The organism is Mesorhizobium sp. WSM3873 (assembly GCF_001672445.1).
GTDB lineage: Bacteria > Pseudomonadota > Alphaproteobacteria > Rhizobiales > Rhizobiaceae > Mesorhizobium.
The window spans coordinates 20,645-44,547 of sequence record NZ_LYTM01000011.1 but is presented as its reverse complement, the minus strand read 5'-3'; the positions used below and the strand labels follow the sequence as shown (position 1 = coordinate 44,547).

The 23,903-nt window shown below is 61.4% G+C and carries 26 protein-coding genes; 12 read left to right on the top strand and 14 right to left on the bottom strand.

The window, feature by feature from the left end; genetic code table 11:
* Window positions 1-313: 313 nt before the first annotated feature.
* From A9K71_RS09365 to A9K71_RS09320, 10 genes are all read right to left on the bottom strand, one after another.
* On the bottom strand, window positions 314-1,777 hold the full coding sequence (locus tag A9K71_RS09365; RefSeq protein ID WP_156752621.1) for a ParB/RepB/Spo0J family partition protein: 1,464 nt from the start codon (window positions 1,775-1,777) through the stop codon (window positions 314-316).
* A 151-nt stretch (window positions 1,778-1,928) separates the two neighbouring features.
* Entirely contained in the window at window positions 1,929-2,822 is an 894-nt protein-coding gene (locus A9K71_RS09360; RefSeq protein WP_066993683.1) for an ankyrin repeat domain-containing protein, read from the bottom strand.
* Between the two features lie 134 nt (window positions 2,823-2,956).
* Complete coding sequence (locus tag A9K71_RS09355; RefSeq protein WP_156752620.1) at window positions 2,957-3,481, bottom strand: hypothetical protein; 525 nt, start codon at window positions 3,479-3,481, stop codon at window positions 2,957-2,959.
* Window positions 3,478-3,978 carry a hypothetical protein gene (locus A9K71_RS09350; protein ID WP_082980420.1) on the bottom strand — a complete coding sequence of 167 codons (501 nt, stop codon included), beginning with the start codon at window positions 3,976-3,978 and terminating at the stop codon, window positions 3,478-3,480. The genes A9K71_RS09355 and A9K71_RS09350 overlap by 4 nt, the downstream gene beginning before the upstream one ends.
* Window positions 3,979-4,025: 47 nt before the next feature.
* Window positions 4,026-4,628 carry a DUF6011 domain-containing protein gene (locus A9K71_RS09345; protein ID WP_066993678.1) on the bottom strand — a complete coding sequence of 201 codons (603 nt, stop codon included), beginning with the start codon at window positions 4,626-4,628 and terminating at the stop codon, window positions 4,026-4,028.
* Window positions 4,629-4,921: 293 nt separating this feature from the next.
* Window positions 4,922-5,413, bottom strand: coding sequence for a hypothetical protein (locus A9K71_RS09340; protein ID WP_156752619.1), 492 nt, complete (start codon window positions 5,411-5,413; stop codon window positions 4,922-4,924).
* Window positions 5,414-5,624: 211 nt separating this feature from the next.
* Entirely contained in the window at window positions 5,625-6,074 is a 450-nt protein-coding gene (locus A9K71_RS09335; protein WP_066993673.1) for a hypothetical protein, read from the bottom strand.
* A complete protein-coding gene (locus A9K71_RS09330) occupies window positions 6,059-6,415 on the bottom strand; it encodes a hypothetical protein (RefSeq protein WP_066993672.1) in 357 nt (118 codons plus the stop codon). Before A9K71_RS09330 ends, A9K71_RS09335 begins: the two co-directional genes overlap by 16 nt.
* 65 nt (window positions 6,416-6,480) lie before the next feature.
* Window positions 6,481-8,052, bottom strand: a complete 1,572-nt coding sequence (locus A9K71_RS09325; RefSeq protein ID WP_066993670.1) for a DUF4942 domain-containing protein — start codon at window positions 8,050-8,052, stop codon at window positions 6,481-6,483.
* Window positions 8,049-8,315 (bottom strand): hypothetical protein, encoded by a 267-nt coding sequence (locus A9K71_RS09320; protein ID WP_066993668.1) that lies wholly within the window; start codon window positions 8,313-8,315, stop codon window positions 8,049-8,051. Before A9K71_RS09320 ends, A9K71_RS09325 begins: the two co-directional genes overlap by 4 nt.
* A gap of 749 nt (window positions 8,316-9,064) precedes the next feature.
* Between A9K71_RS09320 and A9K71_RS09315 the strand changes: the two genes are divergently transcribed.
* From A9K71_RS09315 to A9K71_RS09300, 4 genes are all read left to right on the top strand, one after another.
* Entirely contained in the window at window positions 9,065-10,327 is a 1,263-nt protein-coding gene (locus A9K71_RS09315) for a tetratricopeptide repeat protein (protein ID WP_095828316.1), read from the top strand.
* Window positions 10,328-10,428: 101 nt separating this feature from the next.
* On the top strand, window positions 10,429-11,802 hold the full coding sequence (locus tag A9K71_RS09310) for a tetratricopeptide repeat protein (protein ID WP_066993662.1): 1,374 nt from the start codon (window positions 10,429-10,431) through the stop codon (window positions 11,800-11,802).
* Between the two features lie 63 nt (window positions 11,803-11,865).
* Entirely contained in the window at window positions 11,866-12,231 is a 366-nt protein-coding gene (locus A9K71_RS09305) for a nuclear transport factor 2 family protein (RefSeq protein WP_066993659.1), read from the top strand.
* A gap of 104 nt (window positions 12,232-12,335) precedes the next feature.
* Window positions 12,336-12,917: a hypothetical protein gene (locus A9K71_RS09300; RefSeq protein WP_066993656.1), complete on the top strand. Its 582-nt coding sequence runs from the start codon at window positions 12,336-12,338 to the stop codon at window positions 12,915-12,917.
* 158 nt (window positions 12,918-13,075) lie between these two features.
* On the opposite strand, the gene A9K71_RS09295 is transcribed toward A9K71_RS09300, so the two are convergent.
* A complete protein-coding gene (locus A9K71_RS09295) occupies window positions 13,076-13,327 on the bottom strand; it encodes a hypothetical protein (RefSeq protein ID WP_066993653.1) in 252 nt (83 codons plus the stop codon).
* A 97-nt stretch (window positions 13,328-13,424) separates the two neighbouring features.
* Between A9K71_RS09295 and A9K71_RS09290 the strand changes: the two genes are divergently transcribed.
* The 7 genes from A9K71_RS09290 (at window position 13,425) to A9K71_RS09265 (ending at window position 20,801) form a co-directional block, all read left to right on the top strand.
* The gene (locus A9K71_RS09290; protein WP_066993650.1) at window positions 13,425-14,738 is read left to right on the top strand and encodes a hypothetical protein; all 1,314 of its coding nucleotides are present in this window, start codon (window positions 13,425-13,427) and stop codon (window positions 14,736-14,738) included.
* Window positions 14,716-15,456 (top strand): ParB/RepB/Spo0J family partition protein, encoded by a 741-nt coding sequence (locus A9K71_RS09285; RefSeq protein ID WP_066993647.1) that lies wholly within the window; start codon window positions 14,716-14,718, stop codon window positions 15,454-15,456. The genes A9K71_RS09290 and A9K71_RS09285 overlap by 23 nt, the downstream gene beginning before the upstream one ends.
* Window positions 15,446-15,595 (top strand): hypothetical protein, encoded by a 150-nt coding sequence (locus A9K71_RS31315; RefSeq protein ID WP_156752618.1) that lies wholly within the window; start codon window positions 15,446-15,448, stop codon window positions 15,593-15,595. The genes A9K71_RS09285 and A9K71_RS31315 overlap by 11 nt, the downstream gene beginning before the upstream one ends.
* 250 nt (window positions 15,596-15,845) lie before the next feature.
* Window positions 15,846-16,481: a helix-turn-helix domain-containing protein gene (locus A9K71_RS09280; RefSeq protein WP_066993644.1), complete on the top strand. Its 636-nt coding sequence runs from the start codon at window positions 15,846-15,848 to the stop codon at window positions 16,479-16,481.
* A gap of 5 nt (window positions 16,482-16,486) precedes the next feature.
* The gene (terL, locus tag A9K71_RS32455; RefSeq protein WP_066993641.1) at window positions 16,487-18,136 is read left to right on the top strand and encodes a phage terminase large subunit; all 1,650 of its coding nucleotides are present in this window, start codon (window positions 16,487-16,489) and stop codon (window positions 18,134-18,136) included.
* A 125-nt stretch (window positions 18,137-18,261) separates the two neighbouring features.
* Window positions 18,262-19,710 carry a DUF1073 domain-containing protein gene (locus tag A9K71_RS09270; protein ID WP_095828317.1) on the top strand — a complete coding sequence of 483 codons (1,449 nt, stop codon included), beginning with the start codon at window positions 18,262-18,264 and terminating at the stop codon, window positions 19,708-19,710.
* 269 nt (window positions 19,711-19,979) lie between these two features.
* A complete protein-coding gene (locus A9K71_RS09265; RefSeq protein WP_197504212.1) occupies window positions 19,980-20,801 on the top strand; it encodes a phage minor head protein in 822 nt (273 codons plus the stop codon).
* A gap of 55 nt (window positions 20,802-20,856) precedes the next feature.
* On the opposite strand, the gene A9K71_RS09260 is transcribed toward A9K71_RS09265, so the two are convergent.
* The 3 genes from A9K71_RS09260 to A9K71_RS09250 all read right to left on the bottom strand — a co-directional run bounded on the left by A9K71_RS09260 (window position 20,857) and on the right by A9K71_RS09250 (window position 21,808).
* Window positions 20,857-21,108 carry a GlsB/YeaQ/YmgE family stress response membrane protein gene (locus A9K71_RS09260; RefSeq protein ID WP_066993638.1) on the bottom strand — a complete coding sequence of 84 codons (252 nt, stop codon included), beginning with the start codon at window positions 21,106-21,108 and terminating at the stop codon, window positions 20,857-20,859.
* Between the two features lie 107 nt (window positions 21,109-21,215).
* Window positions 21,216-21,530 carry a HigA family addiction module antitoxin gene (locus tag A9K71_RS09255; RefSeq protein ID WP_066993635.1) on the bottom strand — a complete coding sequence of 105 codons (315 nt, stop codon included), beginning with the start codon at window positions 21,528-21,530 and terminating at the stop codon, window positions 21,216-21,218.
* A complete protein-coding gene (locus A9K71_RS09250; RefSeq protein ID WP_066993632.1) occupies window positions 21,530-21,808 on the bottom strand; it encodes a type II toxin-antitoxin system RelE/ParE family toxin in 279 nt (92 codons plus the stop codon). Before A9K71_RS09250 ends, A9K71_RS09255 begins: the two co-directional genes overlap by 1 nt.
* A gap of 81 nt (window positions 21,809-21,889) precedes the next feature.
* On the opposite strand from A9K71_RS09250, the gene A9K71_RS09245 reads away from it, so the two are divergent.
* Window positions 21,890-23,881, top strand: coding sequence for a DUF2213 domain-containing protein (locus A9K71_RS09245; protein WP_082980418.1), 1,992 nt, complete (start codon window positions 21,890-21,892; stop codon window positions 23,879-23,881).
* The last annotated feature ends 22 nt before the right edge of the window (window positions 23,882-23,903 follow it).

The window sequence follows — 23,903 nt, the reverse complement described above, 5'->3', positions numbered from 1 at the left end:
GTCAAGGCCAGTTCAAAAACGATGCTCGGTGAATGAGCGCAAGACACAAGTATTTGACCGGTCGCCATCGCTCAGCGCGCAGGTCGGTTCCCGCCGTTACGGATGCAACGAGCGCTGCACTCGGTGCGCAAATCAGGGATGCCAAGATCGCGAATAAGGCGCCAGCGGCCACAGGGCTAGCCAGGACGCGCGCGGCGGGGTTGGGGAGTAGGGTCGCTTCCACGGGCCGCTACGCAAAAAACGGCCGCCGCGAGGACCAGTCGCGACGGCCTCCCTACCAAGTCGGCCGAGGGGGAAGCGGCCGACCCGGATTCTACATCAGCATGGTGCGGGCATGTGCCTGGCGCAGCTGCGACTCCATCGAACGGATGGAGCGCGACGCCGCCGCCAGCGTGTCCGCCCATTTGTCGGCCTTGGTGGGATCGACCGACTTCAAGACGATGCACTCGCCGTCCTTGAAGCCGCCGGCGATCGCGGCGATGATCCGCTCGACCGTCTTCTCCATCCTGCTCATGGCGGCGATATCGTCCTTCGACGGCTCCGGCCTGTCGTCGTCGAACATGCAGCCCTGCTCGATCCTGTCGCGGACGGCTTGCGCCGCCGCCTTGATGCTCGACCAGTCTTTCAGCTTGCCGCTGGAGAACAGCTTCACGATGTTGACCTGATCGGCCGTGGGGAGGTCGACGAGGTCGTTTGCATGGCCGAGCGGGAAGGCACCGCTATCGACCAGCTTCTGGATCGTCTCGTCCAGATTAAGCAGCGCCGTGCGGGCCTTGATGCGCGTCGGCTGGACGCCGATGTCCTTCGCCAGCTGCTCGACCGTCCAGCCGCGGTCGATCATCGCGTGAAACGCCCGCGCTTCCTCCAGCGGCTTGATGTCGGCGCGGGCGAGGTTTTCCACGATCGCCTGCAGCGCCATCTCGTTGTCGTCGATCTTGACGACCTCGCACAGAATGTCGGCCGCCTCGATCAGCTGGTGAGCGCGCCAGCGGCGCTCCCCACCGACGATCTCATAGACCGCCCGGCGGCTTGGCGAGGCCGAGGGCTCGACGTTGATGTCGGACGCTTGTAGCGCTTCGTCTGAGCTGTTCGCCGATCCAGTCGTCGTGCCGCCACCATTGATCTCCGAGAAATTTGATTTCCTCCGGCGACCACCGGCACCGATGCCCGTTGTTGAGGAAGTCGTTGACTCTAACTCCGACTTGCTCTGCCGCGCTTCGTTTGACGTGGAAGTAGGGAAGGCAACAATCGATGACGTGCTTGACCTCTCTCGCCGCCGCGACGGTCCAGAACTATTGCTCCCAGGTTTTCCCGTGAAAGACTCGGTGTGATGGAGCGACGGTGCCGACGCACCATGCGTCTCGCAACCATCGGCAGATCGTTGCGCCGTCGTTTGTGACTGACTGGCTGACGACGACGCGGAACCGGTTGCCTTTGACGCTGATCGTTCCCTCTCCGTCGATGAAGCCGACCGTGTAGGCGACGACTTCGATTGGAGGTCGAGCAAAGTGTTCCATTCTGCGATGTTCTCCGATGTGATTTCTTCGATTCGACCGTCGGTCAGGAAAACCGGGCGAACCGTGATGGCCTGGATAAGGCCGCGCTCGCGGATCGATTCAGCCAGCTCGCGAAGCTTCACCGGGTCGAAATGCTTGCGCGGCTGGTCGAGGTTCGGGATAACAAGGTTGAGGGGGATGCGCTTCTTCATGGTCGGGCTCCGTGGTAGGGAATTTCCTAGCAACATCAATAACTTAGTATGTAACCGATATGGATACAAGTGGTTACTAAGAAAAGTTCCGATCAGCGGGCCCCCCGCTTGCGCGCGCGACCGCCAGCAACGAAGCCGTGCAAAATGGTAATCCTGCCTCGGCGTCTGATGATCAGGGAAGCGGAAGCATGGCTGGTATCAAAGTTTCCAACAACAGCGGTCAAGGGAGCGGCAGCGGTGCATCACTCAAGGTCCGCAGGTAGGCAATGAGGTCCGCCCGCTTGTTTCCCTCCTTCAAACCCGGGAAAGACATGTCCGTACCGGGCAACGTGAGCGAGGGATTCGAGATGAAGAGATTGAGCTCCTCAAAGGTCCATTTGCCGCCAGCGTCTTTCAGAGCCGCCGAATACTGGACATCGCTTTGGGATCCTTTCTCGCGCCCGACGATGCCCCACAGATTGACCTTTTTGGGCACCTTGACGCCCGGCGAAAGATGACAGGCGACGCAGGTGCTGTCGTATATCTCTTTGCCCGATTGAGCGTTTGCTGATGCAAGGAGTGCGGAAATCGGCGCGATGGCCGGTCTTGCGGCGCCATGATCGCGCAAGTACGCCGCGACGTCCTCGTGGCCTCCGACCTTGGCCAGATGTATCGGCGGACTTCCATTCGACGTCAGGGCGTTGACGTCTGCTCCGGCGCCGACAAGGTGGATAACGCACTCAAGGCAGCCATTTTCGGCAGCAACATGCAGCGGCGTCTGCGCTTTCGCCACCCGATTTGGATCGGCCCCGTTGTCTAGCAGCAGCTTGACGATGGCAGCATGCCCACCCTTATTGGCGGCGTAGAGTGGCGTTCTTTGCCAACTGACAGGCAGGTTGACGTCTGCCCCACGCTTGATCAGCAGCGCTGCCAACTCGACATTTCCACGTTCGGAGGCGATGTAGAGCGCCGTAACACCGTCGATTTCGTTGACATCTGCGCCTTTGTCCAAGGCGGAGGTCACGGCCGCGACGTCGCCATCCTTGACCAAATCCCCCAAGCTGCTCGCTTGCGCGGGCAGGGCCAGGAGGGCGCACGAAACCCACAGCGTCCACATGCGTCCCGGCTTGATCATTGCACCCCTCTAGGCTGCTCGTATCTCACCCTGCAATTTAACCGAACCCAGAGAGTTAGTACACGCTAATATATGAAGAGGGGACGACGATCGGCTGGACGGTGGTGGTGTGTCGATGTTCATGCCGGCCACCCTCAGTCTATATTGCAGTGAACGAGCGCGGCCGCGTAGTCGACGCCGGTCTCTTCGGCATAGATTGCGGCCTGATCGCCGGGACGATTGGTGGCGGCCGCCGTCGGCTCGGCCTTGGCAATGGCTTCGGTCACCATCGCATTGCTTTTCAGGCTTGGGTCTCGGATGACGCAGAGTTTGAGCGCCGCAAGGATGTCCGGCCGCGCCTGTTCGCGCGGGATCGCGGCGCGCAAGCTGGCCAGGATGTCACCGACGCCCTTCTGCAGCGGATCACTCTCGAAGCCGGAAATGAACGACTCGGCCTGAGTCAGAGCGTCGACGGTGTTGCTGGCGTGGTCGAAGGCCAGCCTTTCGACGAGCTCGTCGCGAAGCGTGGCGGCGGACTCGAGCGTGAGGGTTTCACACGCCCGCGACCCTCCCTTCGGGCCGTAGAACGAAAGCACGACTTCGCCCTTGCCTCGCGCGGCGCTGTTCAGCGATTCCATCGTGCCCTTGGCGGCGATGCTGATGTAAATCGCGTCCATCACATTTCCCCTTCGAGCTTGTCGGCCAAGGGCGAAATGACCTCGTCCCAGATCGCATTGCAGATTTCGTTGTCGGCATGGTCGGACACGACATCGTAGCCCGAATTGCCATAGATCAGCTGGAACCAGCCGAGCTTGTCGCCGGTGGGACTTCGCAGATGGATGCCATCCTCGTCGGTCGAAAACAGCGCCAGCATGATTGCCGCCTTGTCGTCGGAACGCCTCACCACCCAATCCTCGCTGTCGTAGACGGAAATCAGGTAGCCCCGGTCGAGGCAGGCCTTCACCAGGGCGCGGGCGATGCGGCGTTCGGCGCGGATGCGGTTCGCGGTGTCGTGCGACCGGCGCGCCAGCGCCTTCTCGATCGCTTCGTCGAAGCCGGTCTTCGGCTCGCCCATCTCGGCATCCTCGGCCAGCCGGGCGGAAAGCGCCTGGTTGCCCGAGGCGGCGAGAGCATTGCAGATCGCCAGCATCTCGGCCGGCGTCACGTTGATGGTCATTGTCTTTCTCCGTGGTAGGGGGTTGGGTCTCGAGGAAGGCGCGGGGATCAACCCCACGTCAGTCCCCAGCGCTTGGCGCAAACCGGCCCGTAGCCGACATCGATGGAGCGGTGGTCGGTCAGCTCGATCGCGCAGAAACAGCAGTTGCCGGTGCGCTTGCCGTGGGCGGCGCCGGCCTTCGAAGGGTTCTCGGCCAGAGCGGTCAGAGCCGAGACCAGGCCGTCGGGACCGGGCGACCGACGCGAGCGGGTGAACTCGCCCTTGCGGTCGATGCGGCCGTACCAGTCGCGGCTCTCGAACGAGCCCGGCGACGAGACGTTGATCTGGCCGGCGTGAGAGGAACGCTCCCCAGCGAGAGCAAGGACGACCGTCTCGCCGTTGACGTCGAAACGGATCTTCGGATGCTTGAGCTTGTTGGCGATCGCCGTGTCGAACAGCGCGATCAGGCCATCCATCGAGCCGACCTTGGCCTTTGGCGCCGCGGGCTCGCCGGCTTGTGCGCGCTGGGTCAAAGTCGCCACCCAGGGCCACTGCCGCTCCGAGAGACTCGAGCGGCTGTCATACTGGTGCAGGAGGGATGCGGCGAACTCCGCGTCGCGGCCGTGCAGCTTCGGGGCTGACTGGCGCAGAGCTTCGATTTCGAGGTTCATGTCTGGTCTCCGTGGTAGGGATTTCCCAGATCGGTGCGGCTCCGGCGGTTATGCTAGGCCTGGCCCGTCCCCGGTTCGATTTCACTCGGCCGGTCAGTTTGACGAGAAGTCACCAATCGCCGGCCCGTTGCTGAAAGGGGAGTTCCGGCGAAGGCTGCAGCGGTGAAAGGAAACGGCTTTCTGCTGCACCGATCTGAATTTCTAAGTTACTTCAATAACTTAGCCTGTTACCAAATCGGTTACAAGTGGGCATAAGCCAAAAAGCCGAATAATTTCAAGTACTTCGGCGGTGGTCAGTTCACCTGCTTGAAGCGGGATTCCAGGACGGCGCCGGAAATCGAGAGCTGGTCGTCGCCGGATTGCACGATTGCCTGATCGACGTGTTCCGGGTTGATGCCGATCACCTTCCAGACGCGGCCCTGGCGGTCGGGCGCCTCGGCGCCGAGGTAGGACGCGACCTGGAGGGGCTGCGGCGGCTGGCGGAGGCGGTATTGCGCCGGCAGCTTGGGATGGTGCCAACCGCAGCCCTCGGCCTCCAGGCCATGTTCGAACACTTCGAGCCGGAGCTTTTCTTTCAGCCAGACCGAGATGTAGGCGCGATGGCAATACTGGTTGTCGGTCGGGGCCTCGTAGCAGAGCAGGGCGACGTCCCTGCCGCCCGAGAGGTCTTCCATCTTGGCGACGATCCGGCCAGGATGGAGCCTGTCGAGGCCTTCGAAGTAGAGCTGCTTATACTCGCGCTCGCTGGCGGTCTTGAACCATTCGCCTGGGGCGAGTTCGGGCATTTTGCGGTAGCCCGCCGGATATCCTCGCGGCGTGCCCCTCGACACTCCGATTTTCTGGATTTCGGGCGGGAGCTTGGTGAGCCAGGAGCTGGTGAAAATGCGCATCTTCGACTCTTTCGGTAGTAGGGCTTTGGACAGGTCCAAATGTAAATCCGGTGAACTTCTCAAGCAACCAAGATGACACTGTGTGTTACCATTTTGGTACGTTGCCTCACCCGTACATCTGCATTAGGTATGGGTTCTCTCCAGCGCCTTCGGGCGCTGTCCTGTGGTAGGGATGGAGAGGAGGGCCGATCAGGGGCAACCCGGTCGGCCTTTGATATTTCCGGCGCGGCTGCGGCGCCTCGAAGCGCACTTCGGGATAATTGACCCACGCCGTCACCGTCTCGAAACTGATGGCGCGCGGCAAGCTCTTGACGTCGTCGAGCAGCGTTCGTCCTGCCAGGATCCCATTGCCCGCGAACTCGGCGCCCGAGCGGAAAAACTGGAACGTCCTTCGCCATGGTCCGGTTGAGAGCCAGAGGTCCAGGCCCGGCGCCAACTCCACGCGGTCGAGGCTGTCGCTCTCAAGAAGTTCGCAGAAGAGCTGGTGCCCCAGAGGGCGCGGCGTCTGGTAGTCGATGGCGCGCCGGAGTGTGGCATCGATCAGGATGAAGCGCATTGCAGTTCTCGTGCCTCGAGGCGTTGGTTGATGGTGGGGAGCGTCTCGCTGGCAAACAATTCGAGCCACCACTTGATCAGCTCGGCCTGGTAGCGGTCGTCGGCCGCACGATGGCGGGGCTCGCGTAGCTGTCGCTCGATCCAGTCAAGCCGGTCGCGAAGCTCCGGCCGGTAGAGCAGATTGCGGAATGCATCTGCGAGCCGCATGTCCAGGGCGTAATCCCCGGTGCAGCCGAGGGGCGACCAGTCGCTATGCCAGGACGACCACATGTCGAGGGCCTGGCTGATGGTGGGGAGCCGGCGCCGCCGCTCCTCCTCGTCTTCTGGTAACGGGCGAAACACTTTTGGACTCCGTGGTAGGGATAACGATCCTATGATGTAACCAATTTGGTTACAATATGGTCAAGCTAAAAGTAATTTCTGCGGCCGTCCTTCCATAGCTTGACCGTGACGGTGTTCACGTAGGTCCCGACCTCGGCGAAGGATCCGTGCGGCAGATCGCGGAACTGGCCGTTCAGCTTCTCGATCAAGGCCCGGAAAGCGATGGCCTTGCGAGTTTCGCGAAACTCGGTGCCGGCCGACATGATGGCCGCGAGGCACCCGCCGTCTTCCAGGAAGTCGAGGGCGTGCACGACATGGTCGATATCGCGCTCCATGTCGAACGGCGGGTTCATGATGATGCGATCGTATTTTCCCGTCACGGAGGGGCGCAGCGCCAGGAAGTCGGCGGCGTACACCTTGCGGTATTTGCCCTGCGCCTCGAGCGCGGCGGCAAGCGCTGGCTGTAGCTCCACGCAATCGACCTGGTTGTCGAAGCGGTATTCCTTGCGCCAGCGGTCCATCCGGGCCGCGTCCCCATATCCGTAATGATCGGCGAAATCTTCGATGCCGGTCAGGCAGCGGCGCGCCAGATTGCCGGTGCCGGCGCTGGGCTCCAGGATCCGAAGGCGCGGCTTCTCGATAGGCTGGAGAAGGGGAATGCTCTTAAGCAACTCCTCGGCCGCGGCGTCGGGCGTCGGGAAGAAACCGAAGTTCTTAGCCGGCGTGGTCTTCCGGTTGCGGAAAAGGTCGTCGGGTTCCTGGGTCTGCCCGTCGCCGATCACCTCGCCGTAGTATTCGGCGAGCATCTTGTTGACCCTTTCCACCAGGTCGTCACGCGTGAACCAGAGATGGGCATTGCCGTTCTTGTAGGCGACGATCCTGAAATACTCGCCGTGATGTTCGGACTGCTGAGGCTGAAAGCCCCTGCGCTCGGCTCGCACCTGGTTCTCGATGCTGTTGTAGGTCGGCTTCTTGCCGTCGAGGATTGAGAACGTCCGCTCGATATCGCGCACCGTCTCCCATGTTCCGCCCCACGTTACGTTGCCGTGGTCGCGGTCAAAGGCGTAGGGCAGGATCATGCGGCTGCCGACCTTGAAGCCGTCGTGCGAACGGAAACGGCGATCGAGCTTGGAAAACGCCGTGGCGATGCCCCGGCGGAAGATCATTTCGGATTCGCCGGCCCACTTGTCGATCGTGGCGTACACGTTGTCGACGGTCACCGGCGGGATCCCCATGATCTCGTCGAGATTGACCAGTTCCTTTCCGTCGCCGTGCCGGTGGTCGTAGCGCTCCGGCACCCACCTGAGAGTGTCGCGCAGCTCGTCCTTGGCCTGCTTGTCCATCAGGATCTCGAGGTCGGTCATCTGGACCAGGTAATGCCAGCACGAGATATCGATCAGGCGGATTGCTGTGCGCTTCCACTGCTCGGCGTCTGGCAAATCGACGGCTTCGAAAAATGCCCTGACCTCGTGGTTGTCGCGGTCTCCGTATCGAGAGCAGGCATGATCTCCGGCGGCCGCTTTCCAGAGCGCCGCCGCCTTCTTCAATTCCCGGTCGGCTTGCTCCATTGAGGCGAACGCCCCGTGATAGGCCGCGACCGCGGCGTCCCGATAGGCGACGATCTGCTCGATCGTGTTGCGCGGGATGAGCGCGTTCATGGGCTGATCCCTTCTGCGATGCAAAGAGTCTTCCAATCGACGTATGCAATCGACACACCGCAGCGCGTGAAATGGCTGTCTCTCTGTTCCCAACCTGCGGCTCGGGCGGCGGTGTCCCATAGGTCGGGCGCGTCCACCGGCTTGAAGGATCGCGCCTTGTACATGCGCTGGAAGGCGAACGCGTCGCCAAGCTCGCTCACGAACTCGTAGCGCTTGCTGCCGTCGAGCAGGGTGAACTCGTATTCAGTCATCTTGTCGGTCATGGTCTCTGGTCTCTGTGGTAGCGGGTTGGTGGGCGACGGGACTTCCTCCCGCCGCCCTATCGAAGGGATTGTTTGCCTCTCTCAGTGCATCGCGCCTCCTTCTGCTGGTGCGTCAGCTTCCATGTCCGCTTCGGCCGCCTGGAGGTCGGCGAGCCGGTCGCGGCAGGAAGAGCAGCGGCAGCTTTCACTGCTGTCGAAGGGAAAAGGGGTTAGGCAGTCGTCGCAGTAGGGCATCTTTCAACCGTGGTAGGGAAAAACCTTGTAACCACAGTAACTTAGTCAGTTACCAATTTGGTTACAATGCAACCACGGACAAAAAATCGTGTTCGCCCAGTGCAGTTGTCAGGATGCGGCCCTAGCGGTCGCGATCGCGCTAGTCGCGCTGCTCGCGCTTGTAGTAGATGGCGCCCCAGACCGCGCCGGGGGCGACCAGCACGCCCAAGATGCGACTGCTGTAGAAGGCCCATGATGAGCACGCCTGCAAGCGCGCCGGGCGATGTTGCCCGGCCGTCGACAGGGTGGGCGACCGCCAAACTCGCCTAACCAGGCGAACTGCGAGCAAGCCAATCCGGCTCAAGTTGCAATGCTTCAATCTGACGTCGAGGGCTTGGCTCGTGTGAGCAGCATCAGAGCGCCAAAGCCGAGCGCGCCAGCCTGGCCGCGGGACCAGCTTTTCCAATTGCTCTTGCGCAATTCTGGGAGTCGATATCAACTGAGCAGCGTGTCGCCGGAGCTGCCGGAGGTCAGTTGTGGCTGAAGAAGCCATCGTTTCTGCCGATCCCCTTTATCTGACTGCGCTCGCAAGCCTCGGCGCAAGCGTGCCAGAACGTCTGACGGCCTTTGTCCCCAATAACAGTATCGCCGTCCTTCCTTTCGTGAACATAAGTGGCGAGACCGCTGAGGAGCAGTTCACCGACGGCCTGACCGAAGACATCATAACGGACCTATCAAATGTCTCGGGCTTTCTCGTCATCGCACGCAATTCAACGTTCGCATACAAAGGCAAATCCGCTGATGTTCGTGAGATCGCTCGCGACCTAGGTGTCAAATACATACTTGAAGGTAGCGCCCGGCGATCCGACAAACGCCTTCGCATCAATGTGCAGCTTATCGACGGTGCAGACCGGGGCAATCACGTCTGGGCCGAACGCTTTGATCGGGAACTATCTGATATTTTTGAGCTGCAAGACGAAGTTACCCGACGAGTTGTGGAAGCGATTTCCGGCAAGATAGGCGTAAAAAACATTTCTTCGCGGTCAAAGCCATCCAATCTCGAGGCCTATGACCTTTGCGTTAGGTCGCGAGGAAAATGGGACATTTCGAGATCAGACACCAATGAGGCGTCTGCTGATCTGGAGCGTGCTGTCTCGCTGGACCCAAATTATTGCGAGGCCCACAGCAATCTTGCCGTCTCACTGCTACACGGCTGGATGATTTGGGGAGGGCCGCAGATGCCCGGCCGCGCCAAGGCTCTGGTGCACGCGCGACGAGCGGTGGAAATCGACCCGGATGATTCTCACGCTCGCGCGATTCTAGCTTACGTTCAGCTTTATGAGCGCAATTGGGATGAAGCAAAGCTCCAACTAGATGCTGCGGTTCGGCTAAATCCCAACGACGCACATGCGGTTGCGTTGAAAGGTGAGCTTCAATTCTACTTAGGCAATCCGCAAGCGGCGCTGGTGGCTTGTGCGGAGGCACTGCGTTTGAATCCTCGTCCGCCGGGTGGGTATTTCTGGATCATGGGAATGGCGCAAATATCCTCCGGTCAGTACGAAGAAGCTGTAGTGTCCTTGAGCCGGGAAGAAACCTATGGGACGGGTTCGAGAGAGTCTCTGATTGCCGCGCTTGCCCTTTCCGGTCGCCTCTCTGAGGCACAGGAGGAAGCTCGTCTATTTCTTACGGTCAATCCAAATTGGAGGTTCGGTGATCTGGCGGCGAACTCACCCTTCAGAGAGGTGAGCATTGGGCAGCCATTCATTGGTGGTTGGCGTTTGGCGGGCCTACCAGAGTAGGCAACGCGGGTCCTCTCGCAAACATCGAAAAAGCGCCTCGGATAAGCTCCCGGCCTCTTCCCATTGACAGGCACTACAACACCCGTAAACTCGAATGGTGGATGAAAGTAGCTTTCGTTATGCCCGACGAAAAGCCAACGCTTACGCTTCCCCTAGTGGGCATAGACCCGCTTCTGTTAGACGCGTTCTCGCAATATGAAGGGCCATCCCAACAAAACTCACTGAGACAAGATCGAACCTCTACCGGCGCTGGGGCGAAGATAGTCGACAGGATGGGCGCAGGACTGGAGCTCGATGCTCCGCCACACGCGCCGGTCCCAATTTTCGCATCTATCGCGGTACTTCCATTCTCCGACGTCGGGGGCGGATCGGATCACGCGTATTTCGCCGAGGGAATATCCGAGGACATCCTGACCGAACTTTCGCGATTTAGAGGCTTGTTGGTCATCGCGAGAAATTCGTCATTCGCGTTCAAGGGTGAAAACGTCGATATCAGGGCCGTCGCAAAAGAGCTGAACGTCGACTACGTCGCGACGGGCAGTGTGCGGCGAGCGGGGAGCAGGGTCCGGGTGGCTGTTCAACTGACCTATGCTCCTACTGGGCATGAAGTTTGGGCCGAGCGCTATGATCGCGATGTCGTAGACATATTCGCCGTGCAGGACGACATTGTCAGGACGGTTGCGGTGACGCTTGAAGCGCGCCTCGGGCAGGCAATAGCAAGTCACGCGGCCCCTCGGAGTGTTCCGACGTTGGCCGCGTATGAATGTATCCTGTTGGCGCGAAAGTACGATGAGTTGCATGATTCAGCCCGCGCCAGGCCCTTTGCAGAGAGGGCGCTCGCCCTTGATCCAAGTTCATCGCAAGCTCATTCCGCAATGAGCTATTGTGCCTACATCGATTGGTTGCAAGAACCCGATGACGAAACCCTCGAAAAGATGGTCGCGTATGCGAATGCCGCCGTGCTGCTCGATAGGGGGGACGCTTCTGCTGAAGCACTTTTGGGCATGGCTCTGACATGTCAGCAGAAGTATGACGAAGCGGGCTCTCATCTCCAGCGCGCTCTAAGCCTTAATCCGGGTGAAACGAAAGCGCTGGCCTATTATTCAGAGTGGCTCGTTCGCACGGGCGACGCCGAAGAGGCTCTGCGGAACATGGACGAGGCCCTTTTGCGAGACCCTATTCCGCCGCCATGGCATTGGGAGATCCGCGGAATGGCGTTCTTAGTGCTGGAAAGGTACGCCGAAGCCATTCAAGCTTTCGCCCGTCAGACGAGGCAATTCTGGTACATCGCCGCCTACCTTGCGATCTGTTTCGCTAGGCTTGGCAGGATGAATGAAGCTACAGCCGAACTGAATAAGGCGCTACAGGTTGTACCTGATCACGAAACTCTTCGCATTCAAGTTGTGAACGAGTTTGTCAGCCAGGGCACCCGCGATAAACTTTCTTACGGGCTTTCCCTCGCCGGGCTCGACTAAGGCGAGGAGTCTTGCGCAACGGGACGGTCTGAGTGCCTAACCTTATCGCAGTGGGGGATGCCAATGGCGATTCACGAAGAACTGCAGCGTTTCTGGGAAGCCTATGTCGCTGCCTATCGTGCCGCCGACGCTTCAGCATTAGGAGCGATGTTCACTCCCGACGCCGAGGTGCATTCGCCCTATGCACCCCCAGCTCGCGGCCGTGATGAGATTGCGGCCCTCCATGCAGCTTGGACACAGGGCCACGGAGAAGCAGGCGACAAGACGATGAGGGTCATACAAGCAGGTATGTCGGGCGAATTGGCTTGGAGTCTCGCAAGCTATTCGGAAGGTCTTGAGACCGGAAACGGTACGTCGGTCTCTATCTTCGAGCAACAAGGCAACGGTTCGTGGCTGATACGAATGTGCTCCCTCAATAGCACCGATTGACCTCTTCCCGCGAAGTGGGCGCGACCCCGCCGAGGGCGTGAATTGCCCGGATCATTGACTGCAACATTCAGGTCCTTAAGCTATCGCTAAAAGGCCGGGCGCGCGTGGATTGGATCATAAACTACCAAGGTATTTTGGGCCCGCTAGTTGCTCTCTTCGCGGCGTTGATCGGCTTCGGAGGAGTAATCTATTCGCAAAGGGCGCTGGCAAAGGAATCCGCTAGGCGGCGGTCGCACGAAGAGGCTCTCGCCAAAGCCGATGCCGAGGCGGACCGCCGACAAAAGCTCGCGTCTGTCGTCAACGCAATTCTTGGCGAAGTGCAGGCACTTGGGTTGGCGCTTGCGGACGCATCGCGCTTATTGACCGCACAAATCCAGATCGCCGAGGCTATCGCCAAGGAAAGCGGAGACAAGAAAACGCGGCCACGCATCTCCTTCCGATTCGAGACACCGATTTTCAACGCTTACGTTGCGAGCATCGGGTTGCTTGAACCGGAAATGGCCTTCAAGGTTGCCAACTTCTACGGCCGCCTGATGTCGCTCGGAGTACATGATTCTGCGGAAGCGCCCGAAATGGTAGCGAGCTTAGCCGTGCGGGTAATGCGTTCAGTGGAGGTGACTCTATCGACAGTCCAGTCTGAGGCTGACGGCCTCGTCGATCTGCTCAAGTCCCACAAGCTCAGGTAGCCAGAACAAATGCCTACCGATTCTGAGATGCCCGCCGAGTCTCCGTGGTAGGGATTGTTGCCAAAATGGTTGCAAAACACACTTGACAAAAAGCCAGGGGAGCAGGCAGAAATCGCGCAGCCTGATATTGCTTTGCGATTCGGCCGGTCCCTGAAAAATCAGTTGGTGTTGAAGCGGTCCGGCGATGGCTGAATGCCGGCCTCTTTCGCCACAAATCCCACGACGTCGAGCACGTCATCAGAGCTTAGTTTCTCGATGGATTCGGCAAAGCGCCGCTTGAAATAGGTCTGGTGCTCGGCGCCGGCGTAGCGGGCCATGCCGATGGCAGCGGCGAAGGTGATCGCTTCGAGGCGCGCGCCGCCGAAGCCGGACTTCTGATGGAGGCTGGCGGCGAGGTCGTTGAGGGTCATTGGTCGGTCGTCCGTGGCAGGGAGTAACCGTTCTGGTTACAAATATCTTATTCGGTTACACCCCCGATGCAAGAGAAAAAGCGAGGCCCTTGCCGTTATGTTTCAAGGCGTTGTGCCGAAGGAGTGCATCGCGCAAATCCTTCGCGTCTCTGAGGTCGACAAGTGGGGACGGGTCTATAACTGCTGCTCCGGAACGTTCCGGTTCGAGCAGATCACCCTCGCCACTTTCCCCGGCGTCGAGATGCATTCCAACGACGTCAGCCTCTACTCGTCAGCCATCGCCGGCTACGTGCTGGGCAAGCCGATAGACTATGAGTTTCACGGCGCGCTCGACTTCGTGAACGAGTTCAATTTTCGGGAGCCCGATCAGCGCCTCGCCGCGTTGGCCGTCGGGTTCAATCTCGGCCGCTTCGCTGGCGGCAAGGCGAACGCCTACAAGACCAGCCATCGCGAGCACCTGGTTGAGAACTTCGGCAGCTATGTCGAGCGCACCCTGGAGAAGGTCCGCAAGCTTCCGGGCATGATCCCGATCAAGAGCTATTCGCCGCGCGACTGGATCCTGCATCTCGAGGAGGCGATCGACCGCAAGGCCGCGATCTTCTCCTACCCGCCGTTCTACAAAGGCGGCTACGAAAAGATGTTCGAGTTCCTGGCCGAGAACATCAAATGGGGAGCTCCCCGATATGAGCTGTTCGACCCCAAGGCGCTGCGCGGTCTCATCGAGCGCGTGCGGCAGGCGGGCGTCCCCTACTGCATCCTCTCGGACCAGATTTACGACGATCTGAAACCGGAGCTGGAATTCGTCTCCGGGCGCGGCCATCCGCACTACTGCTACGTGTCGACAGGCAAGTCGTCCTACCTGCAGCTCGTGCCGCGGTCGGCGCCGTTCCGCTACAAGCCGATCGACATCGACAAGATCAAGCCGGATTCGGTCGTGACGATTGGCCGGGCCGATGCCGCCCAGATGACGTTCCTCAAGGACGTTTACCTCAAGAAGGGCATCACCCACACGCCCGGCATGGTGAACTATCTGGTGCGGGTCGACGACATGCTGGTCGGCGGCCTGATCTACAACCTCGACAAATTCGCGAAGCGGTCGATCTACCTGCTGTCCGACTTCGCCATCTCGCGCGAGGGCAGGCTGTCAAAGCTAGTCACCAGGCTCGCCTGCAACGGCGAGCTGCTGCGCGACATGGGCAAGCGCTTCATCGACCGTTTCGACAAGGTGCAAACCTCGGCGTTCTCGGATCATCCCGTCTCGATGAAATATCGCGGCATCTTCGAGCAGACCAAGCGCGAAGAGATCGACGAGCCGGAAGGCAAGTTCCGCCTGCATTACGTCGGCGCCCGCATCGACGAGACGCCGCAACAAGCGTTCGAGTGGTGGTATGGCAAGCACTTCAAGCGTTGACTGGAAGGCCCTTGATATCGAGGCGCGCCAGGTTGATCCGAACACGCTCCGCCGCCGCGAGAAGAACGCGCACTACATGGCACCGGCCATGTTCAAGCGCCTTGTCGAGAACGTCAAAATCGATGGCCGCCTCACCACCACGGTCCTGGCGTGCGAGAACAAGGACGGCTCTCTCGAGATCCTGTCGGGACATCATCGCACGGCCGCGGCGATCGAGGCCGGCTTGCCGATGGTCGACGCGCTCGTGATCACCACCCCGTTGAGCGAAAAGCGCAAGGTGGCGATCCAGCTCAGCCACAACTCGATCAACGGCGAGGATGACCAGTCGCTGCTTGCCCAGCTCTACGCCTCGCTCGACATTGATGCGAAGAAGTTCTCCGGTCTCGATGACAGCGTGCTCTCTGGTGACAAGGGACCAGGTGCGACAGCGCTCGGCGGGGCGAACATCAAATACGACGAGCTGCTGTTCTCCTTCCTGCCGGAAGACCGCGTGCGTTTCGAGGTAGAGCTGGAGGCACTCGCCAAAAGGGCCAAGCGCTTCCGCATCCATGCCGCGCCGCAGTCGAAGTTCGACGAGTTCTTCGACGCCATCGTGCGCACCAAGAGCCAGCTCAACATCGTCAATTCGGGCATCGCCCTCTCGGTCATGGCGCGCCTTGCCGGCGAGCGGCTGGATCAACTCGAAGCGGAAGCGGAGGACAAATCCGATGCGGCATGAACTGCCCAGCTTGCGCGGCTCGTTTCCCAAGCCCGAAGCGCCCATCGCCGGCCCGCCATTCGGCACCCCGTTTATCGTGGTGCTCGCCATCCTGTCGTTCACCTTCGTCATGTGCCTCGCACGCGTCCTCCTTCCATGATCCAGATGCATTCGTGTGTGTGTAACGTAGTGCCGGTGGTTAGCGTGGCCGCAGCGTCAAGCATTATGGGTCAGTTTGCATTTCGGCGCATGTTTGCAGACCTTATGCCCAGCAAGGCTTTGCGGCCCGATTTGACCAGCACAATCGCATTCGGTTCGGCTCGCGGCATGATGTCCATGCGTTGCGGGATGGGTGGCAAAAAAAAGAGCCATCCCGAACATTCCGAACACTCGCACGCGCGAGTCGTCCGGTGATCAAGACCACGACCAGCGTGACGACATCGAAGCCGAAGGCCAAGGCCAAGGCTGAAGCGGCCACAGCGAAGCCGAAAGCCGAGCCGAAAAAAAAGCCGGCGCGCGGCAAGAACAAGCCGGCCGGCAAGGCATCGCCCCCTGTGGCGCCGAAGCCTGCTCCCAAACCTGAGCCGACGCCACTGCCGAAGCCGGCGGAAGGCAACCGGGGCGGGGCATCGCCGAAGCTGACCGAGCGCGATGTGCCGCGCGTGATCGCGATGCTGCGTCAGTGCGGCGGCATTAAGACGGTCGCGGCGGAGAAGCTGAACGTCGGCCGCACCACGCTCTACGCCTTCCTGAACGAGCATCCTGAAATCCAGGAGGCCGATTCCGAGATCGCCGACGAGCTGCTCGACGTTGCCGAGGGCCAGGTGGTGATCGCGCTTCGCTCTGGCGATTTGCAGACCGTGCGCTGGTACCTGGAGCTCAAAGGCAAGGACCGGGGCTATGTGCGCCGCGTCGAGCAGACCGGCAAGAACGGCGGTCCGGTCGAGACGCAAGCACGGGCGAACCCGAAAGACTACACCGACGAGGAGTTGGACGTCCTGATTGCGGCAGCGCAACGACGGAAGGCCGCCGAAGCGCAAGGGTGAATTGAATGGCGCAGAAGTCTGCCGCCGCCCGCGCGCCGCTCATTGCCCCCGACCTCGAAGACCTGCTGATCGAGCGAGACCGGCGCAAGGCCAAGGGATCGTTCGCCGAGTTCGTTAAGATGGCCTGGCTCGAACTCGAGCCAGAGACGCCGCTGGTATGGAACTGGCACATGCAGGTGGTTTGCGACCATCTGCAAGCGCTGGTCGAGGGCAAGTTTCTCGAGCTGGGCCTCCGCAACCGCCTCGTCATCAACGTGCCGCCCGGCACATCGAAATCGCTTCTCGTCTCGGTGCTGTTGCAGGCCTGGGAATGGGGACCGGCCGGCCGGCCCGGCATGCGGTATCTGTCGACAGCGTATAACGACGGGCCGGTGAATCGCGACACCCGCAAATGCCGCGATCTGATCCTGTCGCGCTGGTACCAGGATCGCTGGCCCGAGGTTTATCTCAGCCGAAGGGCCGAGACCTCGTTTGCCAACAACAGCACCGGCACCCGCGAGGGCGTGGCGTTTGGCTCGCTCACCTCGCAGCGTGGCGATCGCCTGATCATCGACGATCCGCACTCGACCGAGACGGCGGAATCGGCGACCGAGCGCACCGCCACAACCCGCAAGTTTCGCGAGGGCGCGCAAAACCGCCTGAACGACCAGAAGCGCAGCGTGATCATCGTCATCATGCAGCGCCTGCACGAGGCCGACGTCACCGGCGTCATCCTCGACGGCAAGATGGATTATGTTCATCTCTGCCTGCCGATGCAGTTCGAGCCGGACCGTTGCTGCTACACCCCGGTCAAGGTTTCCAGCTCCGTCGGCGAGCCGATCCTGGCGCGCTATGACGCGAGCAAGCAACACTGGTACGGCGAGAACGACAATCTGCCAGACGAGCGTCGCGCCGAGATCGAGGCGATCAAGCTCCAGCTCGTCTGGCGGCAGGATCCTCGCACCGTCGACGGCGAGATCCTCGATCCGATCCGCTTCCCGCCTGATGAGCTGAAACAGCTCTACAACGACATGACGTCGTATGCCGTCGCGGGCCAGTATCAGCAGCGCCCAGCGCCGCGCGCCGGCGGCATGTTCCAGCGCGCCTGGTTCGAGGGGCGCATCGTCAGGGCAGCGCCGAAGGGTACGATCTGGGTCCGCCATTGGGACTTGGCCGGGACTCGAGGCGGCACTGGCGCGCGCACCGCCGGCGTCAAGCTCGGCCGCGATCCCGAGGGCCGGTACTATGTCGGCCATGTCGTGACGCTTCGCGAGGAAGGCAAGTCGGTCCGCAAGACCATCGAGACGCAGGCCGCGCTCGACGGGAAGACGGTCCACATCAGCCTGCCGCAAGATCCTGGTCAGGCTGGCAAGGCGCAGGTGCAGGATTTCGTCGCCCAGCTCGCCGGCTACAAGGTGCATGCCGAGGGCGAGACCGGCGACAAGGTCACGCGCGCCGAGCCGTTCGCCGCTCAATGCGAGCACGGCAACGTCTACATCGTCGAAGGTGAGTGGAACACGCTCTACCTCGACGAACTCTGCCTGTTCCCAGCCTCCAAGCTGATGGACCAGGTCGACGCATCTTCCGGAGCCTTTACGAGGCTGCTCAACATCAAGGGGGCCATGGTGATCAGCGACGACGTTCTTCGGCGCGCTGCCCAGCCGGGGCCGCGATGATCAAGAAACTTTGGGGCGCATTGCGCCGTCGTTGGACATGCGGACCAGTCGCCGACGTCCCTGCGTCGGCGCCGCCGGCAGCGGTTCCTCCAGGAGCGCGTCCTCCCACGCGCATCTCGGATGCGATGCTGTCGGCGATCCGCGCGCAAGCGGCCGCACCGAAGCAGCCGGTGCCGGTCTTCACCCTGCCCAAGCACCCGGATGGCGTGCTCCCGTCGGGCAACACGGGGCTTGCCATGGACAGCGCCGTCGGCGCGGTTCAGAGCTGGGCGAACGCCTTCGCGCTGAGCGGCTACTTCTCGGAGGGGATCACCTTCCTCGGCTACGCCTACCTCTCGGAGCTGGCTCAGCGCCCGGAATACCGGGTGATCTCCGAGACCATCGCGACCGAGATGACGCGCAAATGGATCCGCTTCACCTCGAACGACGGCGAGGATAAGGCCGACAAGATCGCGGAGCTGGAGGCCGAGTTCAAGCGCCTCAACGTGCGCGACATCTTTTGCCGCGCCGCCGAGCAGGATGGCTTCTTCGGCCGTGGTCACATCTACATCGACACCGGTGACACTGACGACTCGGACGAGCTGCAAAAGCCGATCGGCGACGGCTGGGACAAGCTCAGCGTCACCAAGTTCTCCAAGAAGCCGATCAAGGCGCTGCGCACCGTCGAGGCGGTCTGGTGCTATCCGACCAACTACAACTCGAGCGATCCGCTCAAGGACAACTGGTATCGGCCCGACAGCTGGTATGTGCAGGCCAAGATCGTCCACACTTCACGCCTCATCACGTTGATCGGGCGCGAAGTGCCCGACCTGTTGAAGCCGACCTATTCGTTCGGCGGCTTGTCGCTGTCGCAGATGTGCAAGCCGTATGTCGACAACTGGCTGGAGACGCGCCAGTCGGTGAACGACATCATCTCGATGTTCAGCGTTTTCCTGCTCGCCACCAATCTCGGCGAGACACTGCAGGCGGATGGCGACCAGCTCTTTCGGCGCGCTGAACTTTTCAACTTGGTCAGGTCCAATCGCGGCTTGATGATGATCGATAAGGATAGCGAGGACTTCAAGAACGTCGCGGCTCCGCTCTCCGGGCTCGACGTGCTCCAGGCGCAGGCGCAAGAGCACATGGCGTCGGTGAGCCACATTCCGCTGGTGAAGCTGCTCGGCACGCAGCCAGCGGGCCTCAACGCCTCATCGGAGGGCGAAATCCAGGTCTTCTACGACTACGTGCACTCGTTCCAGGAACACCTGTTCCGGCAGCCGCTGCACCGCCTTCTCGGCCTGGTGATGATCTCGCTTTGGGGCGAGACCGACCCCGGCATCGACTTCGAGTTTGAGAAGCTCGAAGAGACCAACGAGAAGGAAGCGGCCGAGGTTGAAAAGATCAAGGCCGAGCGCGACGTCATCCTGATTGACGGCGGCGTGATCTCGCCCGAGGAATCGCGCCAGCGCGTTGGCGGCGATCCCGACTCTGACTTCTCCTCGATCGATGTCGAGGACCTGCCCGACCTTCTCCAAGAGGAGGAGGAAGGCCTGGTGGTCAAGGGCGCGTCGGAGGAACAAAACGAGGCGGCATGAGCGAGGGCCCGCGAAATCCGGCTTCGGCTGGTCGAGCTGGTGGGCGCAAGCACGTCGGGCGAGATAGACCCCGACAAGTTCTTCAAAACCGTTCTCGTGTTGGAACGGTTTATCTGGGATGCAGGTGTTGCCAAGCCCGAGGAGCCGGCAGATAGTGCGGCTCCCGCCAGGATAACGCCGGCACCGCTTGATCACGCTCAACCTCTGGGAACTCCTCAAAGCACAGACGCCCGACGATCGCGAGATCGCCGAGACGCTGAGGGATCGTGATGTCCAGCCTGCAAAGTCGTCGGACGGCCAAGCGCAACGAAAAGGTGCTTCGCCCCGTCCGGCCCAACGTCGGGATTGAGACGGCCTATGGGGGCCGGCTGACGCGCTTGATCGACGTCATGAGCGACAGCGTGATCTACTGGCTCAAAGCCTCCTACCGGGCCAATACGCCCCGCTTGGCGCAGGACGAGACGCCGGCGGATGCGCTGCGCCGAGCGATCCGCAAGCTTGCCGCGCAGTGGATCAAGCGCTTCGACGTCGCGTCCGAGCAGCTGGGCGACTATTTCGCGCTCTCGGTCGAGAAACGTTCGAGCGCGGCGCTACGCAAGATCCTGCGCGATGGCGGCATCTCGGTCGAGTTCAAGATGACGGCGGCGATGCGCGACGTTGTCGACGCGACGATCCACGCCAATGTGGCGCTGATCAAGTCGATCCCATCTCAGTATTTCGACCAGGTCGAAGGCGCGGTGATGAGGTCGGTCCAGACCGGCCGCGACCTCGCCGGCCTCGTGCAGGACCTGGAGCGCTATTCCGGGATCACGAAGCGCCGCGCCGCGTTCATCGCGCTCGACCAGAACAACAAGGCGACATCGGCCTTCAACACGGCGCGCCAGCTGGAACTCGGTATCGATGAAGCTGAGTGGCACCACAGCGGCGGCGGCAAGGAACCTCGGCCCACGCATGTACAGGCCGGCCGTGAGAAGGTCCGCTACAAGATTTCGACCGGCTGGTATGACCCGGCCGTCAAGCGTTTCATCCGGCCGGGCGAGGAACCCGGTTGCCGATGCGTCGGGAAGCCGATCATCAAGGGCTTCTCCTAAGGAAAAGCGCGTGATCGTACGGGATCACGCGCTTCAGTGCGCCCGTTTTGCCGGTTCAGCGTCTGAACATTCGGGCAACGGCGATCAAAATACATGCGCCAATGAAGCCGGCGACGAGATAGCCAAGCCATCCGGTCAATGATACGCCCAGCAATCCGAGAAGGAGGTTAGCGACGATGGCGCCGACAACCCCCAAAAGGATGTTCATGAGCACGCCCATATTGCTCTTCATGAACATCTCGGCGAGCCAGCCGGCGATCCCGCCGATGACGATAGCCGCTATCCAACCGACACCTGCAGTTTCCATGTTTCCCCTTTCCTAGAACCGAAATTGGTTCGGCGGGAAAACGTGCGGTAAACGAATAAAGTTCCTCGGGTGCGTGTGTGAACGGTCGCCGTGCTCTCGATAACGGCTCAGGCGGCAGCATGCAGCGTCGGGATGGCCTCGATCTCGGCGCTGAGGGCCTTCTCGGCCTGCTCCAGATCATAGTTGCGCTGGAGGTTGAGCCAGAGCACCGGACCGTTGCCGACCAGCTTTCCAATGCGGAGAGCCATCGCGACCGTGATGGGCTGCTTTTCGTCCAGGATGTCGTAGAGCGTGCGGCGCGAAATGCCGAGCAGCTTCGCGATCTCCGACTTCGGCTTGTCGAGCGCCGGAAGCACGTCTTCGCGCAGAAGCTCGCCGGGATGCATTGCGGGCAGGCTGCGCTTGATGTGTGGAGTGTTCATCAGTGGTAATCCTCTAGATGGATGTCGGTAGCGTCTTCGCCGTCCCAACCGAAGGTGATGCGCCAGTTTCCGGTCACCCGAACAGAATAGCGGCCTTTGTCTTGGCCGGCGAGTCCGTGGAAATGATAGCCGGGCAGGTCCATGTCCTGAGGCCGCGCTGCCGCTTCCAGAGCCCGCAAGATGCGAGCGACACGCTTGTCATCCTGAACGCTAAGGCCGCGTGCTTTGCCGGTCTCGAAGAAGCGTTGCAGGGCCTTCCTTTTGAATGACTTGATCATGCCGAAAGTGTAAGGCGCTGCCTCACATAAGTCAACCAGAATGTGAGGCTACGCCTTACAGTTTAACGGAAAGTCTGACCGATGCCAGCCACCTCTGAGGCCCAGCGCCGCGCCATGTACGCAGCGGCCGAGGGTCGGGGCGTGCTCGGCATCCCGAAGGCGGTCGCAGAAGAGTTCATCGGCAAGGACAGCGCGGGCCAGGCGGCCTCGTTGATGCTGGTCGCCCCCGATGGCGACGTCCTGGTGCTCAGGCGCTCGTCGACCGACACCAGCTGGCCCGGCCATTGGTGCTGGCCCGGTGGCAAGTCGGACGAGGGCGAAACGGCACTCCAGACCGCCCAGCGCGAGACCGAGGAAGAAGCCACGGGACCTGAGCTGTTCCTGGAGACCGGCCCCGCTCAGCTGCTCGACGTGCGCCCGACGCCGCAAGGCTGGCTGCACTACACCTATGCCCAGCCGGTGGTCGAAAAGTTCGCGCCGAAGCTGTCGGCCGAGCATTCCGGCTATGCCTGGGCTCCCCTGCGCTCGCTGCCCGAGCCGCTGCATCCCGGCCTGCGCGACATGCTGGGCGAGCGGCTTGGTATCGCGGCCGACATGTCGGCCGAAGCATGGGACTCGCTGCGGTCCAACTTCGTGAAGTGGACGAGGGGCGAAGACATCGTGATCGAGGGCGCTTGCCCGATTTGCGGCGGCACCGGTGAAGTCGCTGGATCTGGGATCGTGTGCGACGAATGCCGCGGCGCGGGCGCGGTGGCGCAGGCCAAAGACGCCCTCGCCATGGATCGCAACAGCGTGCGCTCGTTCGACCAGGACGGCCATCTGCGCGTCGAGATGACGCCGATCTCGAAGGCCAACATCTGCCCCTACTATGGCCGCGAGATCCCGGGCTTCGAGGCGCTGGGGCTCGATCCCGAGCGCATCTATCGCCTCTACCGCGATGCGGACGAGCTCGCGAAAGCCGCCCCGACCTTCGTCGGCAAGCCGCTCTTGCTCAAGCACATTCCGATCAGCGCCAAGGAGCACCCGCGCGAAGCCGTGGTCGGCGCGCTCGGCGACGCCGTCGAGTTCCATGCCCCGTATCTCATGGCGCCGCTCAGCATCTGGGATGGCGCTGCAATCGCGCTGATCGAATCCGATCGGCAGAAAGAACTTTCGAGCAGCTATCGCTACCGGGCCGACATGACGCCCGGCAGGCTGGCTGGAGAATCCTATGACGGCGTGATGCGGGACATTTCCGCCAATCACGTCGCCTTGGTTGAGGAAGGCCGCGCCGGGCCTGATGTTGTTGTCGGCGACAGCAAAATGGAGATCATCACGATGAAGAAAACAGCACTGCTGTCGCGCATGGCGTCCGTCGCCCACGGCGCGATCCTTGCCCACGTCATGCCCAAGCTCGCCAGCGATCAGAAGATCGAATTCAGCGCGGCTCTCGCGGGAGTTACCGCCGAAAACTTCAAGGCCAAGCGCCCGGCCATCCTCAAGGCAGTCGGCAAGGCCGCCGAGGGCAAGCTCTCCGCCGACGAGAAGCTCGACGGTCTCGAGGCGGTTCTCGTCGCGCTCGACGAGGTCGAGGTCCAGGAAGCGATGGACGAAGACGACGAGGAGGAGGAGGACAAGAAAAAGAAAGCCGAGGACTCCGAAGAGGAGGAGGACGAGGACGAGAAGAAGAAAAAGGCCGAGGACGGCGACGAGGACGATGATGACAAGGTCGACAAGAAGGCCATGGACGCGGCAATCGCCGCGGCTGTGGCGCAGGCCAAGACCGAGGTCCGCGCCGAGATGCTCAAGTCGGCCGCCGAAGTGCGCGCCGCCGAGGAGGCCGTTCGTCCCTACATCGGCAAGCTCGCCATGGCCCATGATAACGCGGATGCCGTCTATCGCACCGCGCTCACCTCACTCGGCGTCAACATCGATGGTGTCCATCCCTCGGCACTGCCGGCCATTCTCAAGGCCCAGCCGCTACCTAGCGTCGGCGCACCGAAGAAGCCGGTCGTCGCCCTGGACGCTGCCGGGGTGAACTCGTTCTACGAACTTTTCCCAGCCGCCAAGACCCACATCGTCAAGTCGCTCTAAGGCGAGCGGCTTCCCCTTCCAA